This is a genomic window from Haloferax prahovense DSM 18310 (assembly GCF_000336815.1).
GTDB classification, from domain to species: Archaea; Halobacteriota; Halobacteria; order Halobacteriales; family Haloferacaceae; genus Haloferax; species Haloferax prahovense.
The window spans coordinates 337,578-355,192 of sequence record NZ_AOLG01000008.1 but is presented as its reverse complement, the minus strand read 5'-3'; the positions used below and the strand labels follow the sequence as shown (position 1 = coordinate 355,192).

At 65.8% G+C, this 17,615-nt stretch carries 16 protein-coding genes; 2 read left to right on the top strand and 14 right to left on the bottom strand.

Annotation, left to right across the window (positions count from 1 at the left end; all coding sequences use genetic code 11):
• Positions 1 to 21: 21 nt before the first annotated feature.
• Positions 22 to 1,848 (bottom strand): cell division ATPase MinD, encoded by a 1,827-nt coding sequence (gene minD, locus C457_RS01885; protein ID WP_008091447.1) that lies wholly within the window; start codon positions 1,846 to 1,848, stop codon positions 22 to 24.
• 154 nt (positions 1,849 to 2,002) lie between these two features.
• Here minD and prf1 point away from each other — a divergent pair, with 154 nt between their 5' ends.
• On the top strand, positions 2,003 to 3,247 hold the full coding sequence (prf1, locus tag C457_RS01880) for a peptide chain release factor aRF-1 (RefSeq protein WP_008091445.1): 1,245 nt from the start codon (positions 2,003 to 2,005) through the stop codon (positions 3,245 to 3,247).
• Between the two features lie 59 nt (positions 3,248 to 3,306).
• On the opposite strand, the gene C457_RS01875 is transcribed toward prf1, so the two are convergent.
• From C457_RS01875 to ahaH, 11 genes are all read right to left on the bottom strand, one after another.
• Positions 3,307 to 3,690: a DUF6276 family protein gene (locus C457_RS01875; RefSeq protein WP_008091443.1), complete on the bottom strand. Its 384-nt coding sequence runs from the start codon at positions 3,688 to 3,690 to the stop codon at positions 3,307 to 3,309.
• Positions 3,691 to 3,778: 88 nt separating this feature from the next.
• Positions 3,779 to 4,471, bottom strand: coding sequence for a V-type ATP synthase subunit D (locus tag C457_RS01870; RefSeq protein ID WP_008091441.1), 693 nt, complete (start codon positions 4,469 to 4,471; stop codon positions 3,779 to 3,781).
• A 198-nt stretch (positions 4,472 to 4,669) separates the two neighbouring features.
• A complete protein-coding gene (locus tag C457_RS01865) occupies positions 4,670 to 6,646 on the bottom strand; it encodes a bacterio-opsin activator domain-containing protein (RefSeq protein ID WP_008091440.1) in 1,977 nt (658 codons plus the stop codon).
• A 120-nt stretch (positions 6,647 to 6,766) separates the two neighbouring features.
• Entirely contained in the window at positions 6,767 to 8,173 is a 1,407-nt protein-coding gene (locus C457_RS01860) for an ATP synthase subunit B (RefSeq protein ID WP_008091439.1), read from the bottom strand.
• Positions 8,174 to 8,177: 4 nt separating this feature from the next.
• Positions 8,178 to 9,938: an ATP synthase subunit A gene (locus C457_RS01855; protein ID WP_008091438.1), complete on the bottom strand. Its 1,761-nt coding sequence runs from the start codon at positions 9,936 to 9,938 to the stop codon at positions 8,178 to 8,180.
• Positions 9,939 to 9,944: 6 nt separating this feature from the next.
• Entirely contained in the window at positions 9,945 to 10,265 is a 321-nt protein-coding gene (locus C457_RS01850) for a V-type ATP synthase subunit F (protein ID WP_004044608.1), read from the bottom strand.
• A complete protein-coding gene (locus C457_RS01845) occupies positions 10,262 to 11,308 on the bottom strand; it encodes a V-type ATP synthase subunit C (protein WP_008091431.1) in 1,047 nt (348 codons plus the stop codon). Before C457_RS01845 ends, C457_RS01850 begins: the two co-directional genes overlap by 4 nt.
• Positions 11,305 to 11,889, bottom strand: a complete 585-nt coding sequence (locus tag C457_RS01840) for a V-type ATP synthase subunit E (RefSeq protein WP_008091429.1) — start codon at positions 11,887 to 11,889, stop codon at positions 11,305 to 11,307. The genes C457_RS01845 and C457_RS01840 overlap by 4 nt, the downstream gene beginning before the upstream one ends.
• A 21-nt stretch (positions 11,890 to 11,910) precedes the next feature.
• The gene (locus tag C457_RS01835) at positions 11,911 to 12,168 is read right to left on the bottom strand and encodes an ATP synthase subunit K (RefSeq protein ID WP_049913345.1); all 258 of its coding nucleotides are present in this window, start codon (positions 12,166 to 12,168) and stop codon (positions 11,911 to 11,913) included.
• 173 nt (positions 12,169 to 12,341) lie between these two features.
• A complete protein-coding gene (locus C457_RS01830; protein WP_049913344.1) occupies positions 12,342 to 14,552 on the bottom strand; it encodes a V-type ATP synthase subunit I in 2,211 nt (736 codons plus the stop codon).
• Positions 14,539 to 14,871 (bottom strand): ATP synthase archaeal subunit H, encoded by a 333-nt coding sequence (gene ahaH / locus C457_RS01825; protein ID WP_008091423.1) that lies wholly within the window; start codon positions 14,869 to 14,871, stop codon positions 14,539 to 14,541. Before ahaH ends, C457_RS01830 begins: the two co-directional genes overlap by 14 nt.
• A 154-nt stretch (positions 14,872 to 15,025) precedes the next feature.
• Here ahaH and C457_RS01820 point away from each other — a divergent pair, with 154 nt between their 5' ends.
• Entirely contained in the window at positions 15,026 to 15,649 is a 624-nt protein-coding gene (locus C457_RS01820) for a methyltransferase domain-containing protein (RefSeq protein WP_004973651.1), read from the top strand.
• Between the two features lie 49 nt (positions 15,650 to 15,698).
• Here C457_RS01820 and C457_RS01815 read toward each other — a convergent pair whose 3' ends face one another.
• Together C457_RS01815 and C457_RS01810 are read right to left on the bottom strand one after the other, a co-directional pair.
• Complete coding sequence (locus tag C457_RS01815; RefSeq protein ID WP_008091420.1) at positions 15,699 to 16,181, bottom strand: type IV pilin; 483 nt, start codon at positions 16,179 to 16,181, stop codon at positions 15,699 to 15,701.
• A gap of 39 nt (positions 16,182 to 16,220) precedes the next feature.
• Positions 16,221 to 17,588: a DUF7094 domain-containing protein gene (locus C457_RS01810; RefSeq protein ID WP_049913343.1), complete on the bottom strand. Its 1,368-nt coding sequence runs from the start codon at positions 17,586 to 17,588 to the stop codon at positions 16,221 to 16,223.
• Positions 17,589 to 17,615: the final 27 nt, after the last annotated feature.

Below are 17,615 nucleotides of genomic sequence, written 5' to 3'. Positions count from 1 at the left end.
GCGAGTAAAAGGCCTTCCCGTTTAGCCGAGGAAACGACTGAAGAATCCCTTTTTCTTCTCGTCGCGCTCGTCGTCGTCGAACGACTCGACCTCCTCGACGAGCGAAGTGGTGTAGACGCCCTCCTCGTCGCCGCCGGCTTCGGGCGATTCGTCGGCGTCGGCGTCGGCGTCGGCGTCAGCACCAGTGTCGGCGGTGCTCGGCTCAGCCTCGGCAACGAGAGGTTCGTCCGCGCCGTGCGCGTCCGTCTCCTCGGCGTCGGGGTCGAAATCCGTAGGGACGGACTCCGCGGATTCGGAATCCTCAGATTCGGAACCCTCAGTCACCGGGTCAGCATCGTCCGCCGGCGTCTCGGGAACCTCGGCGGGGTCGTCGGACGGTGAACCGGGCGACAGGTCGCCGACCGACTCTGCTTCGACGGTCCCTTCAGCGAGCGGGTCCGTGCCCGTCGCACCGGCGTCGGCGTCGACATCCAGGGCGGCCTCATGGTCGGCGGTCGAGGTGCCGCGAGTGACCGCTTCGAGGTCCGCCGCCAGCGGGTCACTCTCCGGTTCCTCGTCGCCGACCGGTTCGGGGTCTGCGACCATCGAGTCGTCGGACGTGTCGGCCGCCAGCGGGTCGGCCGGCGCGTCGTCATCACCGGCTTCGACGGCGGCCGCACCAACGTCTGGGGCTTCGACGACACCGTCGGGTTCGGCGGAGTCGTCACCATCCATCGGGTCGGCGACTGCATCCGTTTCGACCGCCGGTTCGCCCGCGTCCTCGGCGGGGTCCACGTCGGGTTCGGCGGAGTCGTCCGACGCTTCAGCGGAGCCACCGGAAAACGGAATCGACGCCGCGAGGTCGTCGTCCGGTTCGGGGTCGGCGTCAGTGTCCTCGACCGCCGGCTCTGGGCCCATATCAGTGGTCTCGGCTTCGACGTCGGGTTCCGATTCCGGGTCGGACTCCGCTGCGGGGTCCGCGTCGACCTGAACGACCGACGTGTGCTCACTCGCCTCCGGCGTGGCTGCTTCGCCGTCGACCGCGTCGTCGTCGCTGGCCGCGTCGGAAGCGGATTCCGCGGTGGCCGCCGGTTCGGGTTCCGTGTCCGACTCGTCCGCCGCGGCCTCGGAGTCGGCCGAGTCGACCGCGTCGTCCGGAATCGGCACCGGCTTGCCGGTGAGCGCTTCGGCGAGGGCGCGGTAGCCCGCGGCCGCGATGCTGTCGGGCGAGCGGGCGACGACCGGAATCTGCGTGCTGAGCGCCTCGCGGATGGCCGGGTCCTCGGGGACGACGGCGATGACGCCGGCGTCGAGGAGCGAGGCGACCACGTCGGCGTTCGGGTTCGACTGGTTGACGCGCGTGAGGACGACGCCGACCACGTCGGCGCCGATTCGCTCTGCGAGCTGTCGGGTCTTTTCAGTGTCGCCGAGCGACTCGCGCTCGGTCGTCGAGACCAAGACGACCTCGTCGGCGAGCTTCAACGGGACGAAGGTGTCGTCGCTCAGCCCCGCGCCGGTGTCGATGATGACGATATCGTAGCTCGCTTCGAGCGCCGAGACGACCGGTTCGAGTTCCTTCGCGTTCGCCGTCGCGAACGCTTCGAGGGCGTTCGAGCCGGGGAGCACCGAGAGTCCCGCCGGTCCCTCGTAGACGGCCGCCTCGACCGCCGCCTCGCCTGTCAATACGTCGTGAAGCGTCGCCCCGTCCGGGTCGACGCCGAGCGCGCCGGCGAGGTTCGGCATCCCGAGGTCACCGTCGACGACGACGACATCGTGACCGGCCATCGCGAGCGTCGTCCCGAGGTTGGCCGTGGTCGTCGTCTTTCCAACCCCGCCTTTCGCGCTGGCAACTGCGTACACCCGGGCCATAATTCCAACGTCGAAGTCCACCCGTGACAGCCACATAAATGTTCTCCGACCGCGCTCGTCTCGAAGTCGGGTCGTAGGGCGGCTCGTGCGGCAGGATACCGCGGAACGTGACCAGTCAAAGGTTACTTAGCCGCTGGAGGGACTAGGTGGAGTGATGAGTAGCGACGCCGAGGAGGCGAGCGAGGACCGCCGAAAGTACGAATTCAAGAAGGTCATCGAGGACCTGCGAGAGTACGAAGGGTCAGGAACGCAGCTCGTCACCATCTACATCCCCGAAGACAAGCAGATTTCCGACGTGGTCGAACACGTCATCACGGAGCACAGCGAAGCGTCTAACATCAAATCGAAGCAGACGCGAACGAACGTCCAAGACGCCCTGACGAGCATCAAGGACCGACTCCGGTACTACGACACCTTCCCACCGGACCGCGGTATCGTCATGTTCTCCGGAGCGGTCAACTCCGGCGGCGGCCAGACGGACATGGTCACGAAGGTGCTGGAGAGCCCGCCGGAGCCGATTCAGTCGTTCCGGTACCACTGCGACTCGAACTTCCTCACCGGGCCGCTCGAGGACATGCTCATGGACAAGGGCCTGTTCGGGCTCATCGTCCTCGACCGCCGCGAGGCCAACGTCGGCTGGCTCAAGGGCAAGCGCGTCGAGCCGGTCAAGAGCGCCTCGTCGCTCGTCCCCGGTAAGCAGCGCAAAGGTGGTCAGTCCGCCCAGCGTTTCGCCCGCCTCCGCCTCGAAGCCATCGACAACTTCTATCAGGAGGTCGCCGGCATGGCCAACGACCTGTTCGTCCCCAAGCGACACGAGATGGACGGCATCCTCGTGGGCGGCCCCTCGCCGACGAAAGACGAGTTCCTCGACGGCGACTACCTCCACCACGAACTGCAGGACCTCGTCGTCGGGAAGTTCGACGTAGCCTACACCGACGAGTCCGGCCTCTACGACCTCGTCGACGCCGGCCAGGACGCGCTGGCCGACCAGGAGGTCATGAAGGACAAAAGGCAGATGGAGGAGTTCTTCGAGAAGCTCCACCGCGGCAACGAGTCCACATACGGGTTCGAGGCGACCCGGAAGAACCTCGTGATGGGCTCTGTCGACCGTCTCCTCATCTCCGAGGACCTGCGGAAGGACATCGCCATCTACGACTGCGACGGCCAAGAGGAGTACGAACTCGTCGACCACCGTCACAACACGCCGACCCACGAGTGCGAAGGCGGCTCGGAAGCCGAGCTGAAAGAGCGCGAGGACGTCATCGAGTGGCTCATGGACCTCGCCGACCAGCGCGGCACCGAGACGAAGTTCATCAGCACGGACTTCGAGAAAGGCGAACAGCTCTACGACGCGTTCGGCGGTATCGCCGGCATTCTCCGGTACTCCACCGGCGTCTAAGCGACTCCTCCTCGGCGTCTTCGCGCGCCACGCTGTCAGACAGCACGGAGCGGCGGCGCTCAGAGGAACGCGTCCAACTGCGCCTGCCGACGGGCGACGTCGAAGTGAGGGTCGGTCGCCTCCCGCTGGAGTCGGTCGAGCGTGAGATGCACGTCGATGCCAGACCGTTCGGCGAACTCGACGCAGTCGACGATGCCGGCGCGGTTGAGCGCCAGCGAGTCGAGCATGCCGACGAGGAGCGCGACCGAAGCGCCCGCGTCGCCCTCGGGGAGCACGTCCGCGAGCGGGCGCGAGTCGCCGCCGGTCGGCGCCGTCTCCGCCGGGTGAAGTCGGAGGCAACCGGCACACAACCCGACGGTCAGCGCCGCTTCGGGCGCGTGAGACTCGAGCGGTTCGGGCACTGCGAAGACGGCGATTTCACCGTCGCAGTCGGGACAGGACATAGCAGTCTCTACGCGCCGAGACGGTGAAAAACGGTCGGAGACCCGACCGAGAGAGAACTGGAGAGAGAACGGTCGCGCGCGGTCGGCCTCAGTCGGCCGCGGTCGCCGCTTCCGCTTCGGCGGCGGCTTCCTTGGCGGCGCGTTCTTCCTTCTCTTCTTCTTCCTTCTTCGCCTTGATCTTCTTCAGGCGGAAGATCTCCTCGCGTTCCTGTTCTTCGAGCTTCTGCTCGATGTACTCCTGGTTCTCGTAGAGTTCCGGCAGGAGTTTGAACTCGAGCGCGTTGACGCGGCGCTTCGTCGTCTCGATTTCCTCGAGCATCTTCCTCATCGCCGTCTCGACCTCCGCGGCGAGGATGATGGATTCGAGGAGTTCCTCGTAGGCGTCGGCGGCCTCGTCGATGCGGGCCGAGGAGCCGAGCAGCCCGTAGCCGCGCTGATCGAGGCTCTTTTTCACACGCGAGGACTCGATCTGCGGAACGACGACGCCCATGATGTTCTTGGACTGCGTCGTGATTTCGGGGTACTCCTTCAGCGCGGCGGCCGCGCCGCGGACGGCCACGTCGCCCTCCATGGCGCGGGCCATGTTGATTTTGTTCTGCGCGCGCTCGTAGTCCTGATTGAGGTTGGCCCGCACGTCCTGGGCCTGGTCGAGGATATCCATGAACTCCATGATGAGCCCGTCACGCTTCTGTTCGAGCGTGTCGTGGCCCCGCTCGGAGAGTTCGATGCGATCTTCGATCGCCATCAAGTTCTTGCGGGTCGGCTTGACGTCTTCGGCCATCGTTGGCGGGGGTTGTTCGCCTGGGGTGTTAATCTTTTACTGTCTGGCCGGCCGGACCGCCCGAACTCCGTCGTGACGGGGAGACGTCACGTCTGTGGGTCGAGACCGCGATTCAGTTCGTGGGTCGTCACGGGTGCTGATGTCGGGGTACCGAGGCCGGTAGACATCGAGCGGCTATCGAAACGCCGGATATCCCCGCTAGTACGGTTCTCCATCGAAAAACCGAGAGATGAGTTTTCGCTCCGCCGCGTGCAGGTGCTGGTGAAACGTCGCCCGCGAGACACCCATCGTCTCCGCGAGTTCGTCGCCGGTGACGGCGTGCGGCCACTCGAAATACCCGCCGAGGTAGGCGAGTTGGAGGGCCGACTGCTGGCGGTCGGTCAGGTCGTCGTTGACGCTCGCGACGAACTCGCGGCGCGCCTCCGGCGGTTCGGACCGGTTCGTCACGGATCGGAGTTCGGCGTTCGCCGCGACCGACTTGAAGTCGTCGAGGAGCGCCCGCCCCGCTACGCGGTCGGGGACGACGACCGTAAGCCGACAGCCGAGGCGGTCTACTTCGAGGTCGACGAGTCGCCCGCCCGCGTCGGCGACGAGGTGGACGAGCGACCCGTCGGCGAAGGTGAGTTCGTAGAGTTCGGCGTCGTCACCGCGAGGGAGGACGTCGACGCTCCGAAGGCCGTCGAGCGCGGTGTCGACCTCGTCGAACTCCGTCGCGGGGTCCGTCGAGACGAACAGACTCACGGTCCCGTCGTCGTGTTGGGCCGAACCGCGGTACGAGAGTTTGCAGTCCCCCGCGGCGGCGAGTCGGACCAGCGGTTGCGTCTCGTCGCGCACCTCGATTTCGAGTTCGAGCCGCTCGTCGGACAGCAGGGACCGCCGGCTCTCGAAAGCGTCGATGGCCGCGCCGACCGCCCGACCGAGCGTCCCGAAGACCACCCGAACCTGGTCGTCGAGTTCCGCGGCGTCGGTGTAGACGGTCAAGACGCCGTAGAGCGTCCCGCGGTGGGCCAACGGAACCGCGATGACCGAGTCGAACGGGACGAGCGTCTCCGCGGAGACGCTCCCGTCACCGACAGTCGCCGACTGGACGGTCCGCGTCTCCGCGGCGCGAGCGGTGGGGTCGTCGGGGTTGGACCGGTCGATTTCGAGGCCGTCGAGGAATTCGGTGTCGGCTCCGGCCCGCTCGTTCGGGACGATGACCGCCGGTGCGAGGTCGCAGCGGCCGACCCACGCGCAGGTGAACGACCCGGCGGCGGTGACTCGGTCGCAGACGGCGGCTTCGAGTTCCTGTCTGCTCTCCGCGCGGACGAGCGCGCTCGTTACGTCCGCCAACAAGCCCTCGATGTGCTCGACGAGCGTCTGGAGACGCTCGCGCTCTTCGTCGACTCTCTCGGCGTACCGCTCGGCGGCCGTCTCCGCGCGCACGCGCTCCGTGATGTCGGTCTGGAAGCCGACGTAGTGGGTCACCTCGCCATCCGGCCCGCTCAACGGCGCGACGTCGACCCGGTTCCAGAACGTCTCGCCGTTCGCGCGGTAGTTCAGCAGTTCGACCGACGCCGACTCTTCGGCCTCGATGGCGCGGCGGAGTTCGGCGACCCGCTCGGGGTCGGTGTTCGGTCCCTGAAGGTATCGGCAGTTCCGCCCCAGCGCCGCGTCGGCCGAGTAGCCGGTCATCGCCTCAAACGCCTCGTTGACGTAGACGAGCGGTCGGTCGGGAAGCGAGCAGTCGGCGACGGTGATGCCGACCGGTGCCTCGTCTATCGCCTGTTCCTTCAGGTCCTCGGTTATCTTGCTCGCGGCCGTCGCGCCGCGGCGACGCCACGCGACGACGCTTTCGACCCGTTCGGGAAGCCGCTCGAAGAGGTTCGAGTCGACGACCGGTACCACGTCGGCCGCGCCGGCGTCGCGGGCGGCCGCCGCCGAGAGGTCGCCGTCGGTCGGGACGACGACGACCAGCGGGACCGCGAGCGCGCCGTGGACCGCTTCAACGTCCGCGAGTCGGTCGGTCGCAAGCACGACGCAGTCGACCCGTTCGTCCTCGGCGCGCCGGCTCACCGCATCGACGGACGCGGCGAGCGACACCGAAAGCGGCGAGAGCGCGTCTAAGAGTCGCCCCCGGTCGACGGCGGGGCCGACGACCGCGAGGACGTGCGCGCGAGACGAAGTGGCGTCCATACGGGGGTGTGGTCGCCGAGCCATAAGGAAGTTCTCGCGGCGGGCGTGCGGTCGCACGGCTCGGGGCGCGAATAGAAGAGGAGAATCGAACCGAGGGACGAACGCGGCGTTCGTCGCGGTCTAGGCTTCCGCTTCGACCGACTCGGCGTCTTCGTGGTAGTAGTCCTCGATGAGCTCCTCGTCGATACGGTTGAGCTCGGACTTCGGGAGCATCGACAGGAGGTCCCAGCCGATGTCGAGGGTTTCCTCGATGGACCGGTCCGTGTCGAAGCCCTGGTTGACGAACTCGGCTTCGAAGCGCTCGGCGAAGTCGAGGTACTTGTTGTCGCGCTCGGACAGCGCCTCGCGACCGACGATGTTCACGAGGTCGCGCAGGTCTTCACCCTCCGCGTACGCCGCGTACATCTGGTCGGACACGTCGGCGTGGTCCTCGCGGGTGAGGCCCTCACCGATACCGTCGTCCATGAGACGCGACAGGGACGGAAGCGGGTTGATCGGCGGGCGGATACCCTGCGAGTTGAGGTCGCGGTCGATGTAGATCTGACCCTCGGTGATGTAGCCGGTCAGGTCCGGAATCGGGTGCGTGTCGTCGTCACCCGGCATCGTGAGGATGGGAATCTGCGTGACAGAGCCGTCGCGACCCTGGATGCGACCTGCACGCTCGTAGAGCTGTGCAAGGTCGGTGTACATGTAACCCGGGTAGCCACGGCGACCGGGAACCTCTTCGCGAGCCGCACCGATCTCGCGGAGCGCCTCGCAGTAGTTGGTCATGTCGGTCAGGATGACGAGGACGTGGTAGTCCTTGTCGAACGCGAGGTACTCGGCGGTCGTCAGCGCGAGACGCGGCGTGACCGTCCGCTCGACTGCAGGGTCGTCCGCGAGGTTCGTGAAGACGACGGAGCGCTCGAGTGCGCCCGTGCGCTCGAAGTCCTCCATGAACTCGTTCGCCTCTTCCTGCGTGATACCCATCGCGCCGAAGACCACTGCGAACTCGGACTCTTCGCCGCTTTCTTCGTCCTCGGGCACCGTCGCCTGACGGGCGATCTGGAGCGCGAGGTTGTTGTGGGGAAGCCCCGACGCGGAGAAGATCGGGAGCTTCTGACCGCGGACGAGGGTGTTCATGCCGTCGATGGCGGAGACGCCGGTCTGGATGAACTCCTCGGGGTACTCGCGGGAGTAGGGGTTGATTGCCGCGCCGACGATGTCCCGACGCTCGTCGGGAACGATTTCGGGGCCACCGTCGATTGGCTGGCCGGACCCGTCGAGCACGCGCCCGAGGAGGTCCTCGGTCACGGGCATCTTGAGGGTCTCGCCGAGGAACCTGACGGACGCGTTCCTGTCGATACCGCTCGTGCCTTCGAACACCTGAATCGCGACGAGGCCCTCGGAGGATTCGAGAACCTGTCCGCGCTTGGTTTCGCCTTGGGGCGTCTCGATTTCGACGATTTCGTCGTAACCGATCGGCTCGTCGACCTCGGCGAACACCAGCGGGCCGCTGATTTCGGTGATAGTCTGGTATTCCTTCATGGTCTCAGTACAGCTCGCGGAGCTGCTCGGTGATTTCTGCTTTGAGGTCCTCGATGTACGCCTCCCAGTCTTCCTGCACACCGATGCGGTTCAGCCGGGGAGCCGCCTCGATGGCCTGAATCTCTTCGACGGGGACGCCGGCTTCGAGCGCCTTGAACGCCTCGTCGTTGAACGCGTGGATGGCGGTGAGGATACCGTACGTCTTCTCGGGGGAACAGTACGTGTCCGTCGGGTGGAACGCGTTCTGCTGGAGGTACGCCTCGCGGAGGTAGCGAGCGATTTCGAGGGTCAGCTGCTGGTCCTCCGGCAGGGCGTCCTTACCGACGAGCTGAACGATTTCCTGCAGTTCGTTCTCCTCGTCGAGCACGTCGACGGCCCACTGGCGCTCTTCGGCCCAGTCGTCCTCGACGTTCTCGACGAACCACGGGTCGAGCTGCTCTTGGTAGAGCGAGTACGACTCGTTCCAGTTAATCGCCGGGAAGTGACGGCGCTCTGCGAGGTCCGCGTCGAGCGCCCAGAACGTCTTCACGATACGCAGGGTGTTCTGCGTGACCGGCTCGGAGAAGTCGCCGCCCGGCGGCGAAACCGCGCCGATGACGGAGACGGAACCTTCCTCGCCGTTGACGGTCGTGAAGTAGCCGGCGCGCTCGTAGAACTCGGAGAGACGCGCGGCGAGGTACGCGGGGTACCCCTCTTCGCCGGGCATCTCCTCGAGACGCGAGGAGATCTCGCGCATGGCCTCGGCCCACCGGGAGGTGGAGTCGGCCATCAGCGCGACGTCGTATCCCATGTCGCGGTAGTACTCCGCGATGGTGATGCCGGTGTAGATACAGGACTCGCGGGCCGCCACGGGCATGTTGGACGTGTTCGCGATGAGGCACGTCCGAGCCATGAGCGGGTTGCCGGTCTTCGGGTCGTCGAGTTCCGGGAAGTCCTCGATAACCTCGGTCATCTCGTTACCGCGCTCGCCGCAGCCGACATAGACGACGATGTCCGCGTCGGCCCACTTGGCGAGCTGGTGCTGGGTGACCGTCTTCCCGGACCCGAACGGACCCGGAATCGCGGCCGTTCCGCCCTTCGCGATGGGGAACAGGCCGTCGAGGATGCGCTGCCCCGAGACGAGCGGTTCGCGCGGGGTCTTCTTCTCCGCGGCGGGACGCGCCTGACGCACCGGCCACTCCTGGTGCATCGTAATCTCTTCGCCGTTGTCGAGTTCGGCGACCGTCTCGGTGACGGAGAACTCGCCTTCCTCGATGGCGACGACTTCGCCGCCCTCGAAGTCCGGCGGGACCATGACCTTGTGTTCGATGGTCACGGTCTCGGGGACCGTCCCCACGACGTCGCCGGAGGCGACCTCGTCGCCCTCGGAGACGGTGGGTTCGAACTCCCACTTCTTTTCGAGGTCGATACCCGGCGCGTCGACACCGCGGTCGAGGAACGCCGAGTTCATCTTCGACTCCAGCACGTCCAGGGGACGCTGCACGCCGTCGTAGATGGCGTCCATCATCCCCGGACCGAGGTCGACGGTCAGCGGTTCGCCCGTACTCTCGACGGGTTCGCTGGGACCGACACCGGAGGTCTCTTCGTACACCTGAATAGTCGTGAGGTCGCCCTCGATTTCGATGACCTCGCCCATTAGGCCTTCGTCGCCGACGTAGACGACGTCGTTCATGCGGGCGTCGAGGCCACGGGCGGTCACGACCGGACCACTCACGCTTGCGATGACACCGTCCTCGCGAACGGAATCTTGTGTTGCCTGACTCATGTTTGGTTATTCGTCCATCAGATCGATACCGATTGCTCTCTTGATCTGGTCACGGAGGCCGCTCGCGCCGCCGGAACCGCCGAGCGTCACGAGCGTCGGCTCGATGCTGCGCTCGACCGACTGCCGGGCGTTACGCGAGAGGTGGTCGAGGTCGTCTTCGTGCATCACGATGATGCCGACGTCCTCGTCCTCCAGCGTTCGCGTCACGGCTTCGTCGAGTTCGTCGTCCTTCGCTTCGTCCGGGACGTTCTCGAACTTGCGGACGCCCGCAAGCCGAAAGCCCGTGGTGAAGTCCGGACTGCCGATAACTGCGATTTCCTGGCTCATAGGATGACCAGCTCCTCTTCTATTGCATCGGGGTCCAGCCCGGCCTCGCGGCCGCGGGCGATGGCCCGGATGTTGTCGACCTCGCGCTCCTTGGCGAGGATGTACGAGACGATTGGCGTGACAGAAAGCGGGAACACGTAACCGAGCGTGTCCGCGTACTCCAAGAGCGCCGCGTCGAGGGCGCGCTCGAAGCCGATGAGGCTGTCGGCCTCCTCGAGGTCCGAAAGGGCCGTCGAGAGGCGGTCGCCGTACCGGCTGTCACGAATCTTCGACACCAGCTCGTCCGGGCTGGTCGCCAGCGACGCGAGCTCCGACGCGCGGAACAGCGTGCCGCCCTCGATGAAGTAGTCGACAGGGTCGAGGTCGGCACCGCTGCGAGCGATGCGGAGCGCGTTGCGGGCGTTTCGGAAGTCGATTTCGGCTTCGAGGAACTCGCGGTACTTCTTCGCCTCTTCGCCGACGACCAGACCCTCGAGCAGCTGCTCGTAGAAGGCGCGGTCGACCGCGTTCTCCAGCGGAACGAGGACGCCGACTTCCTCGAACTCCTCGTAGGCGGCCGCGAGGCCGTCTCCGAAGATAGTGCCGGAGAGGAGGTTGACGATCTCCTCTATCTCGTCTGCGTCGAGCAGTCGCGAGAGGAGGCGGTCGTCGAACTCGCCGGCGCGAATGAGGTCGGATTCGACCTCGTCGCGGGACGCGCCGGAGTAGATGCCGCGGATGATCGTCTTCACGTTCCACGCGTCGAACTTACGGAGGTACCGCGCGATGAGGTCGTAGAGGCGGCCGTCTGCCCAGTCGAGGATATCGTTGAACTGCTTCGCCAGATTCTGGTTCAGCGCGTACTCGATGAGGTCGACGCCCGAAAAACGGCTGCCGAGCGCGTTGACCTCGGTTTCGTACTCCGATTCCTCCATGAACCGAGCGATTTCGGCCGGCCCCATGCGGACCAGTTTGCGGTACTCCTCGTCGCCGAACAGGGCACTACGTCGCGCTCGAACGCGAGCGATGACGTATTCGGGATTCGAGCCGCCTGTAGTGCTCATTGGTCGTCGAACAGTCGCGCACTCACTTCCTTCAGATTGTCCTCCCAGACTGTGTCGAGGACCGAGTCGAAGGTGTTGTTCACCCGGACGCGCGAGTTCGAGCCCTCGACCACGACGCCACCGAGGCAGTCGCGCTCGCCGGCGAACTCGTAGCCGTCGTAGTCTTCGAGGATGCTCGAAAGCAGGTCCTCGTCGTCGGCGCGGCCGTAGACGGAGACTTCGTCTTCGTCTTCGAACTCGACCGACGCCGCGTCGAGCAGCGAGCGGGTGAGCTCTTCGCGACGGTCGCCTTCCAGCTCGGCGAGCTCGCTTTCGACCTGCTCGCGGACGCGCTGGAGCACGTCACGACGGGCGCTGAGTCGAGCCTGCTTGGCTTCGAGCTTCGCGCTGGAGAGCGCCTGTTCGCGCTCCCGTTCGAGTTGTTGCTCGACGTCCGCCTTCCGCGATTCGAGGAGTTCTTCGGCGTCGGCCTCGGCCTCGGCGACGATTTCGTCTGCCTGTTCCTGGCCGTCCTGCCTGATGTCCTCTGCGCGTGCGCGGGCTTCGTCTCGGATGTCCTCAACGACGTTGTCCAAACTCATAATGGGAAAGAGAGGGGGTGCTTAGGCCGCGAAGACAACGACCAGTGCGAGGATAACGAGGGTCTCGGGGAGAACCGTAAGGACCAGCCCGTTAACGAAGAGGTCCTCGTCTTCCGCGATGGCTCCCATCGCAGCGGAACCGATGCCACGCTCCGCGTAGCCCGCGGCGAAGGCGGCGATACCGACGGAAAGGGCCGCTGCAGCGCCTTCGGTGATCGCAGGCGAGGAAGCGGTTTCATTCTGCAGTGCAGTCATGAGGGGTTCAAGTGCTTCAATCATTGTGTGTTCCTGAGTACCGGATTGTCGTCTCCGAACGTCTGCATGTGGCGTCAGCCGTATCATAAAGGTTCCCAAAACGTCTGGAGCGGTCTGTCTACGACGGCGGAATCGTCGTCATTGCAAAAGCAGTCGCTCCCAGCGGACAAAACTCAAAAAAGAATCGTCGGTGAGAGTTAGTCTTCGGTCGTGAACTCGCGGTCGTACCCGAACGGGTTGTACTCGCGGCCGCCGCCCTCGAAGAATTTGTTGAAGAACTCGACGTACTCGAGACGCACGGCCTGCAGGCCGGCGCTCGTGACGCCGAGCGCGAGGACGACCAGGTGACCGACGACGAGGACGAGCAGTCCGCCCACGACGCCCGCGGCACCCGTGTGGAAGATGCCGCCGAACAGGACTTCGGTCACTTCGTAGCCGTGGTAACTCAGCGTTTCACCCGCGCCGAGCGCCGACACGGCGGCGGCGTCGGGCATCCCGCCGAGGCCGAAGTGCCAGCCGCCGTGGTCGTCGACGTACACGCCGAAGACGAGCAGGTTGACGGCGAACGCCATCGACGCCTTCGCGATGAGAACCGCGCCGAGACGCGTGTACGACAGGACGTTCGAAAGCGGGGCGGCGAACTCGACGAGTTCGGCCAGTTCGGCCATCCCGAGCAGCACCGCGCCGAGGATGTACATCCCGAAGCCGGCCCAGCCGACGATGAACGAGAAGCCGGAGAAGCCGAGCGGAATGAGCCCGTCAGCCGCGAACGTGGTGAACAGGAACTCCGGCGGCACGCCACCGAGCGCGTCGCTGAAGATCCAGATCCACAGGCCGTTCAGCATGAGGATCCACGAACCGCTTTCGAGGACTGCGTCCTTCGCGCCGTGGAGTTCGTAGTTCTCGAAGAAGTCGAGGATGTACCCCACGTTGACGTGGAAGATACCGACGGCGACGCTCACGGTGAGCCAACCGAGGGCCCACTCAGAGGTGGCCGGCGATAGTCCCTTCTCGATGGGCGGGTGCGACATCCCGAGCACGCCTTCCCAGAAGTACTCGGTGATGAGGTGGAAGCCGAATATCTCGCCGTAGAGGATGCCGAACAACGTCGTGAACAGCCCCGCGGCGATGGTGACGCCACCCATGCTCTTAATCGCGCCGTCATCGAACTTCGAGTAGAGGAAGAAGCCGATGGCGGTGTAGATGACACCGTACCCGAGGTCACCGATCATGAACCCGAAGAACGTCGGGAACGTCAGGAACAGGATGATGGTCGGGTCGAACTCGTAGTAGCTCGGGCGATTGACCGCCTGAACGAGGATTTCGAACGGCTTGACTGCGCCGCTGTTCTTCTGGACGACCGGCGGGTCGTCGCTGGACATCGAGACGGTCCCGCCGTCGGTGGCGGCGACCGTGCCACCACTCTCGGCGACATCCTCGCGCGCGTGGTCGTGCCCGTCACGCGAGAACTCGGCGCGTTCGAGCTCCTCGACGGCGACGTGCTCGCCGATCTCGTCTTTGAGCGTGCTCGCGAACGTGTTGTAGCGCTCGGTCGGAATCCAGCCCTCGGCGACGAAGGCGTTCTCCGTCGTCGCGAACGAAAGCGGCGCTTCCGTCTTCTGGACGTCGATTGCGAGGCGCTCTTCGGCGGCGAGGAGGAACTCTCCCTCCTCGACGGCGATGTCGTGAAGCTCGGACTCGACGGTTTCGAGCTTCGACTCGATTTCGCGCTTCTGCTGTTCGAGATTGCGGATGTGCTCTTCGGGGCTTCCCGAGGCATCCGGGACTTCGAGCGTGGCGAACTCGACGCCGACGAGCGCGTCGGCGAGCGCCATCTCGTCGGCACCGTCGACCGCGCGGCCGAAGATGGCGTGCGTTCGCTCGCCCGAGAAGATCTCGTACGCGTTGATGTCGTCGGCGTCGACGACGGCGCGCTCGACGGGTTCGACCTTCCCCTGTCCGACGACGACCTGCAGCGTCTCGTACCCCGAAAGCAGGTCGAGGTCGAGCCCGAGGTCGACGAACGGCTCCATCGCGTCGATTTCTTCGTCCACCGCGCGGAGCTCGTTTTCGAGCTCTGAGCGGCGGTCGTCCAGTTCGTTGACCTCGGCTCGAATCTCTTCGAGGGGCTCGCCGAGCGCGTCGTCGGGGACGATGCGCTGCCGGCCGGTGTCGGTGTCTTCGACCCCGAGGATGCTCTTGAGCGAGCGGACGGTGACGAGCTTGTCGGACGCGCTCTCGGCGCCTTCGATGGGCGACCCCGTCTCGAATCCGAACTCCTCCTGCCACGAGCCGTCGTATTCGGTGACGTGCAGCAGTCGGAGGTCGTGGACAGCCTCGATGACCTCGGGCATGACGCCCTTGGAACCGGTCACCGAGACCTTGCTCATCTGCTCAGGTCTGAGCATCAACCGCCTCCTCGAATTGGCCGATGGCGAATTCGACCGCGTCGTCGATGTGGTCTTCCGCCTCGGCAACCAGTTCGTCGCGGGCGTCCTCGCCTTCTTCGAGGATGCGTTCCCGCTCCGACTCTATGTCCGCGCGTCCCTCCTGTAGACGCTCGGATTCGAGCTCTGCGGCCTCTTCTTCGGCCTCGGAGCGAATCTCATCGGCTTCGCGACGCGCCTCCGCGACGAGCTCCTCACGTTTGGCCTCGGCCTCTTCAACGATGTCGTCGGCCTCCTGCTCGGCCGTTTTGATTCGTTCGAGAACCTCTTGTCTCGGCATACTCGTATCACAGGAACGTTGCACAAGCGCTGTATAAGGTGTTTGCGGAAAGTCTGTGACAGACGCTCGGGGAACGCGGCGATTTACCCCCGAGAACGCCGACCGGCGCGGCGAATCCGCACCGTTATCATCGGTGAGTCCTAATCCCTGCGCGATGGGAGTCCTCGAAAACAAAGCGCGGGCCCGCCTGTTCTACAAGTACCTCTCGAAGGTGTACGACCGGGTGAACCCGTTCATCTGGAACGAGGAGATGCGCGACGAGGCGCTGGAGATGCTCGACATCCAGCAGGGCGACCGCGTCCTCGACGTGGGCTGTGGCACCGGCTTCGGAACCGAGGGACTGCTCCGCTACACCGACGACGTCCACGGCCTCGACCAGAGTATCCACCAGATGCAGAAGGCGTGGGAGAAGTTCGGCAAGAACGACGAGGTCAGGTTCTATCGCGGGGACGCAGAGCGGCTCCCCTTCGCCGACGACTCCTTCGACGTCATCTGGTCGTCCGGCTCCATCGAGTACTGGCCGAACCCGGTCACCGCGCTCGAGGAGTTCCGACGCGTGGTGAAGCCGGGGAGCAAAGTCCTCGTCGTCGGTCCCGACGACCCGAAATCCGGCGTCTTCCAGAAGTTGGCGGACGCCATCATGCTGTTCTACGACGAGGAGGAGGCCGACCGAATGTTCGAGGCCGCGGGCTTCGTCGACATCGAACACCACATCCTCCAGCGCCAGCCCGGCAGTCCGCGGGCCATCGTGACCATCGCGCGCGCACCAGAGGAATAAACCGCGACCGCCGCGTTCGACTCGGACGCTCGTTTTCGTCACCGCCGACTCACGACGCGCTCGCTTCGAGCGCCGCGACCGGCGTCTCTCCGTCGAAGACGCGGACGGTTACCGTCGCGCCAGGTTCGATGTCCGGGTCGTTCGTCCCCGCGAGTTCGAGCGTCGCCGTCTCGCCCGCGGTCCACCGGGAGTCGGCCGCGGCGTTGAACGGACCGGTCGGTCCGGGACGGAACCCGCTGGCCGAGAAGAACGGCACGGGCGGTTGGTAGGCGAGCGGCTCTCCGCCCACGGAGATGCGAATCGCGAGTGACTTCACGTCGAGTGGCGCGCCACCCTCGTGGGTCAGCGACAGCGTGTCGCCCGAGACCGCGAGCGACAGCGCTGTCGGTCGGGTCGGTGTCGGCGAGGACTCGGCCGCGTCGAACGCCACCGCGCCGACGGCGGCCGCGACGACGACCACGAGACCGATGAGGAGCACGCTCCCGAGGAGCACGGACGAGCCGCGAGTCGAGCGGCGGAACTGACGAGACATCGAGACGGGGTGGCCCCGTCATGGGATAAGAAGCTCCGGTCAGATGACCGCCGGCGGACCGGGCGGTGCGCCCTCCGAACCGACCGACGCGGAACTCGTCGACTCGGTCGGCGTCGAGGTGATCATCGCGGCGCTGTCGTTCGCCTCCGCGGTCGTGTTCATGACGAGGTCGGGCATCGGCGTCGGTGAAGTGGTGAGCACGACCGCCGAGTTGCCCTTAATCACCGTAATGGTGTAGGGGGACGACGGCGAGACGGTCCAGAGCGTCCCGTCGGTGCCGGTGTGGCCGAGAAGCGTGCTCTCTTGGCTGGCTTCGAGTCCGATGGTGACGTTCGCGTCTACCGGGTCGTCGCTCCCGCTTTCGTTCAGCTGGATTCGGAGCGGCCCCCCGGGGTAGGTCCGGTCGACAGTGAGCGCGAGGCCGTCTTTGACCTCGGTCGCGACGGCCCCGGTCGCAATCGAACCGAGTGGGCGGGTCTGCGACTCCTTGAACACCCGCCCGCTCCCGGCGTCAACGTAGGCAGTCAACTGGCCGCGGTCGTAGTTGATTCGCACGCGGTGGCTGTCACCGGCGCTGATGACGTTGGTCCCGTTCTGCGCGGCGCGGCTCGAGTAGATGGTGGGGTAGCTCTCCGCGACGATGTCGAGCGCCTCCTCGTAGGAGACCGTGCTCTGGTCGCGGTTGCGAAGCCCGGCACGGTAGGCCTCGCGGACGTACTCTCCGTCGGCTACGACGCCGAGGACGACGCCCGTCTCGCTCGTTCGGACAGAGAACCGCGCGGTATCGGACTCCCCGGTCATGACCAAGACGGCGTACTTTCGGACGGGACCGGTGAACGTGTCGAGTTCGCGTTCGAGCGCCGCGAGCCGGCCGGAGTTGATAGAGAAGTCCGACGTCTCGGTGGCGAGTTCCCGGAGGGCGACGCGTCGCTCGTTGAGGCCGCGGGCCTCGGCGTCGATTCGCGCGAGTTCGACGAGGAGTTCGCGCGCGGTAAGCTCCCCCGCGTTGAACCGTTCGATTGCGGAGCGCTGTGCGCTTTGCAGCGCAATCGCGCGCTGCTCGATGCTGTTTATCTCGTCGAGAATGAGCTGTTGGCGGGTGCTGTCGTCACCCGCGGACTCGATACGCTCGATCGACGCGCGCGATTGAACCTCGCCGCTGGTATCGAGGCCGGCGAAGCCGAGGGACGGGCCGAGGTCGACATGGGCGGGCTCGACGGTCGCTCGAACCAGTTGCGACGACGGGATATCGAGGACGTGAATCGTCTCGTTGGACGGCGACTGGACCTGTGCGGGGGCCGGCTCGTCGAGAGCCGTCGCTTGGGCCGAGCCGTCCGCGGGACCGACCGCGCCGAGAACCGGCGACGCCACCAAGAGCATGACGACGACGAGCGGGAGGGCCTTCATCGCCGTGAGGGTACACGGTGCCGGTAC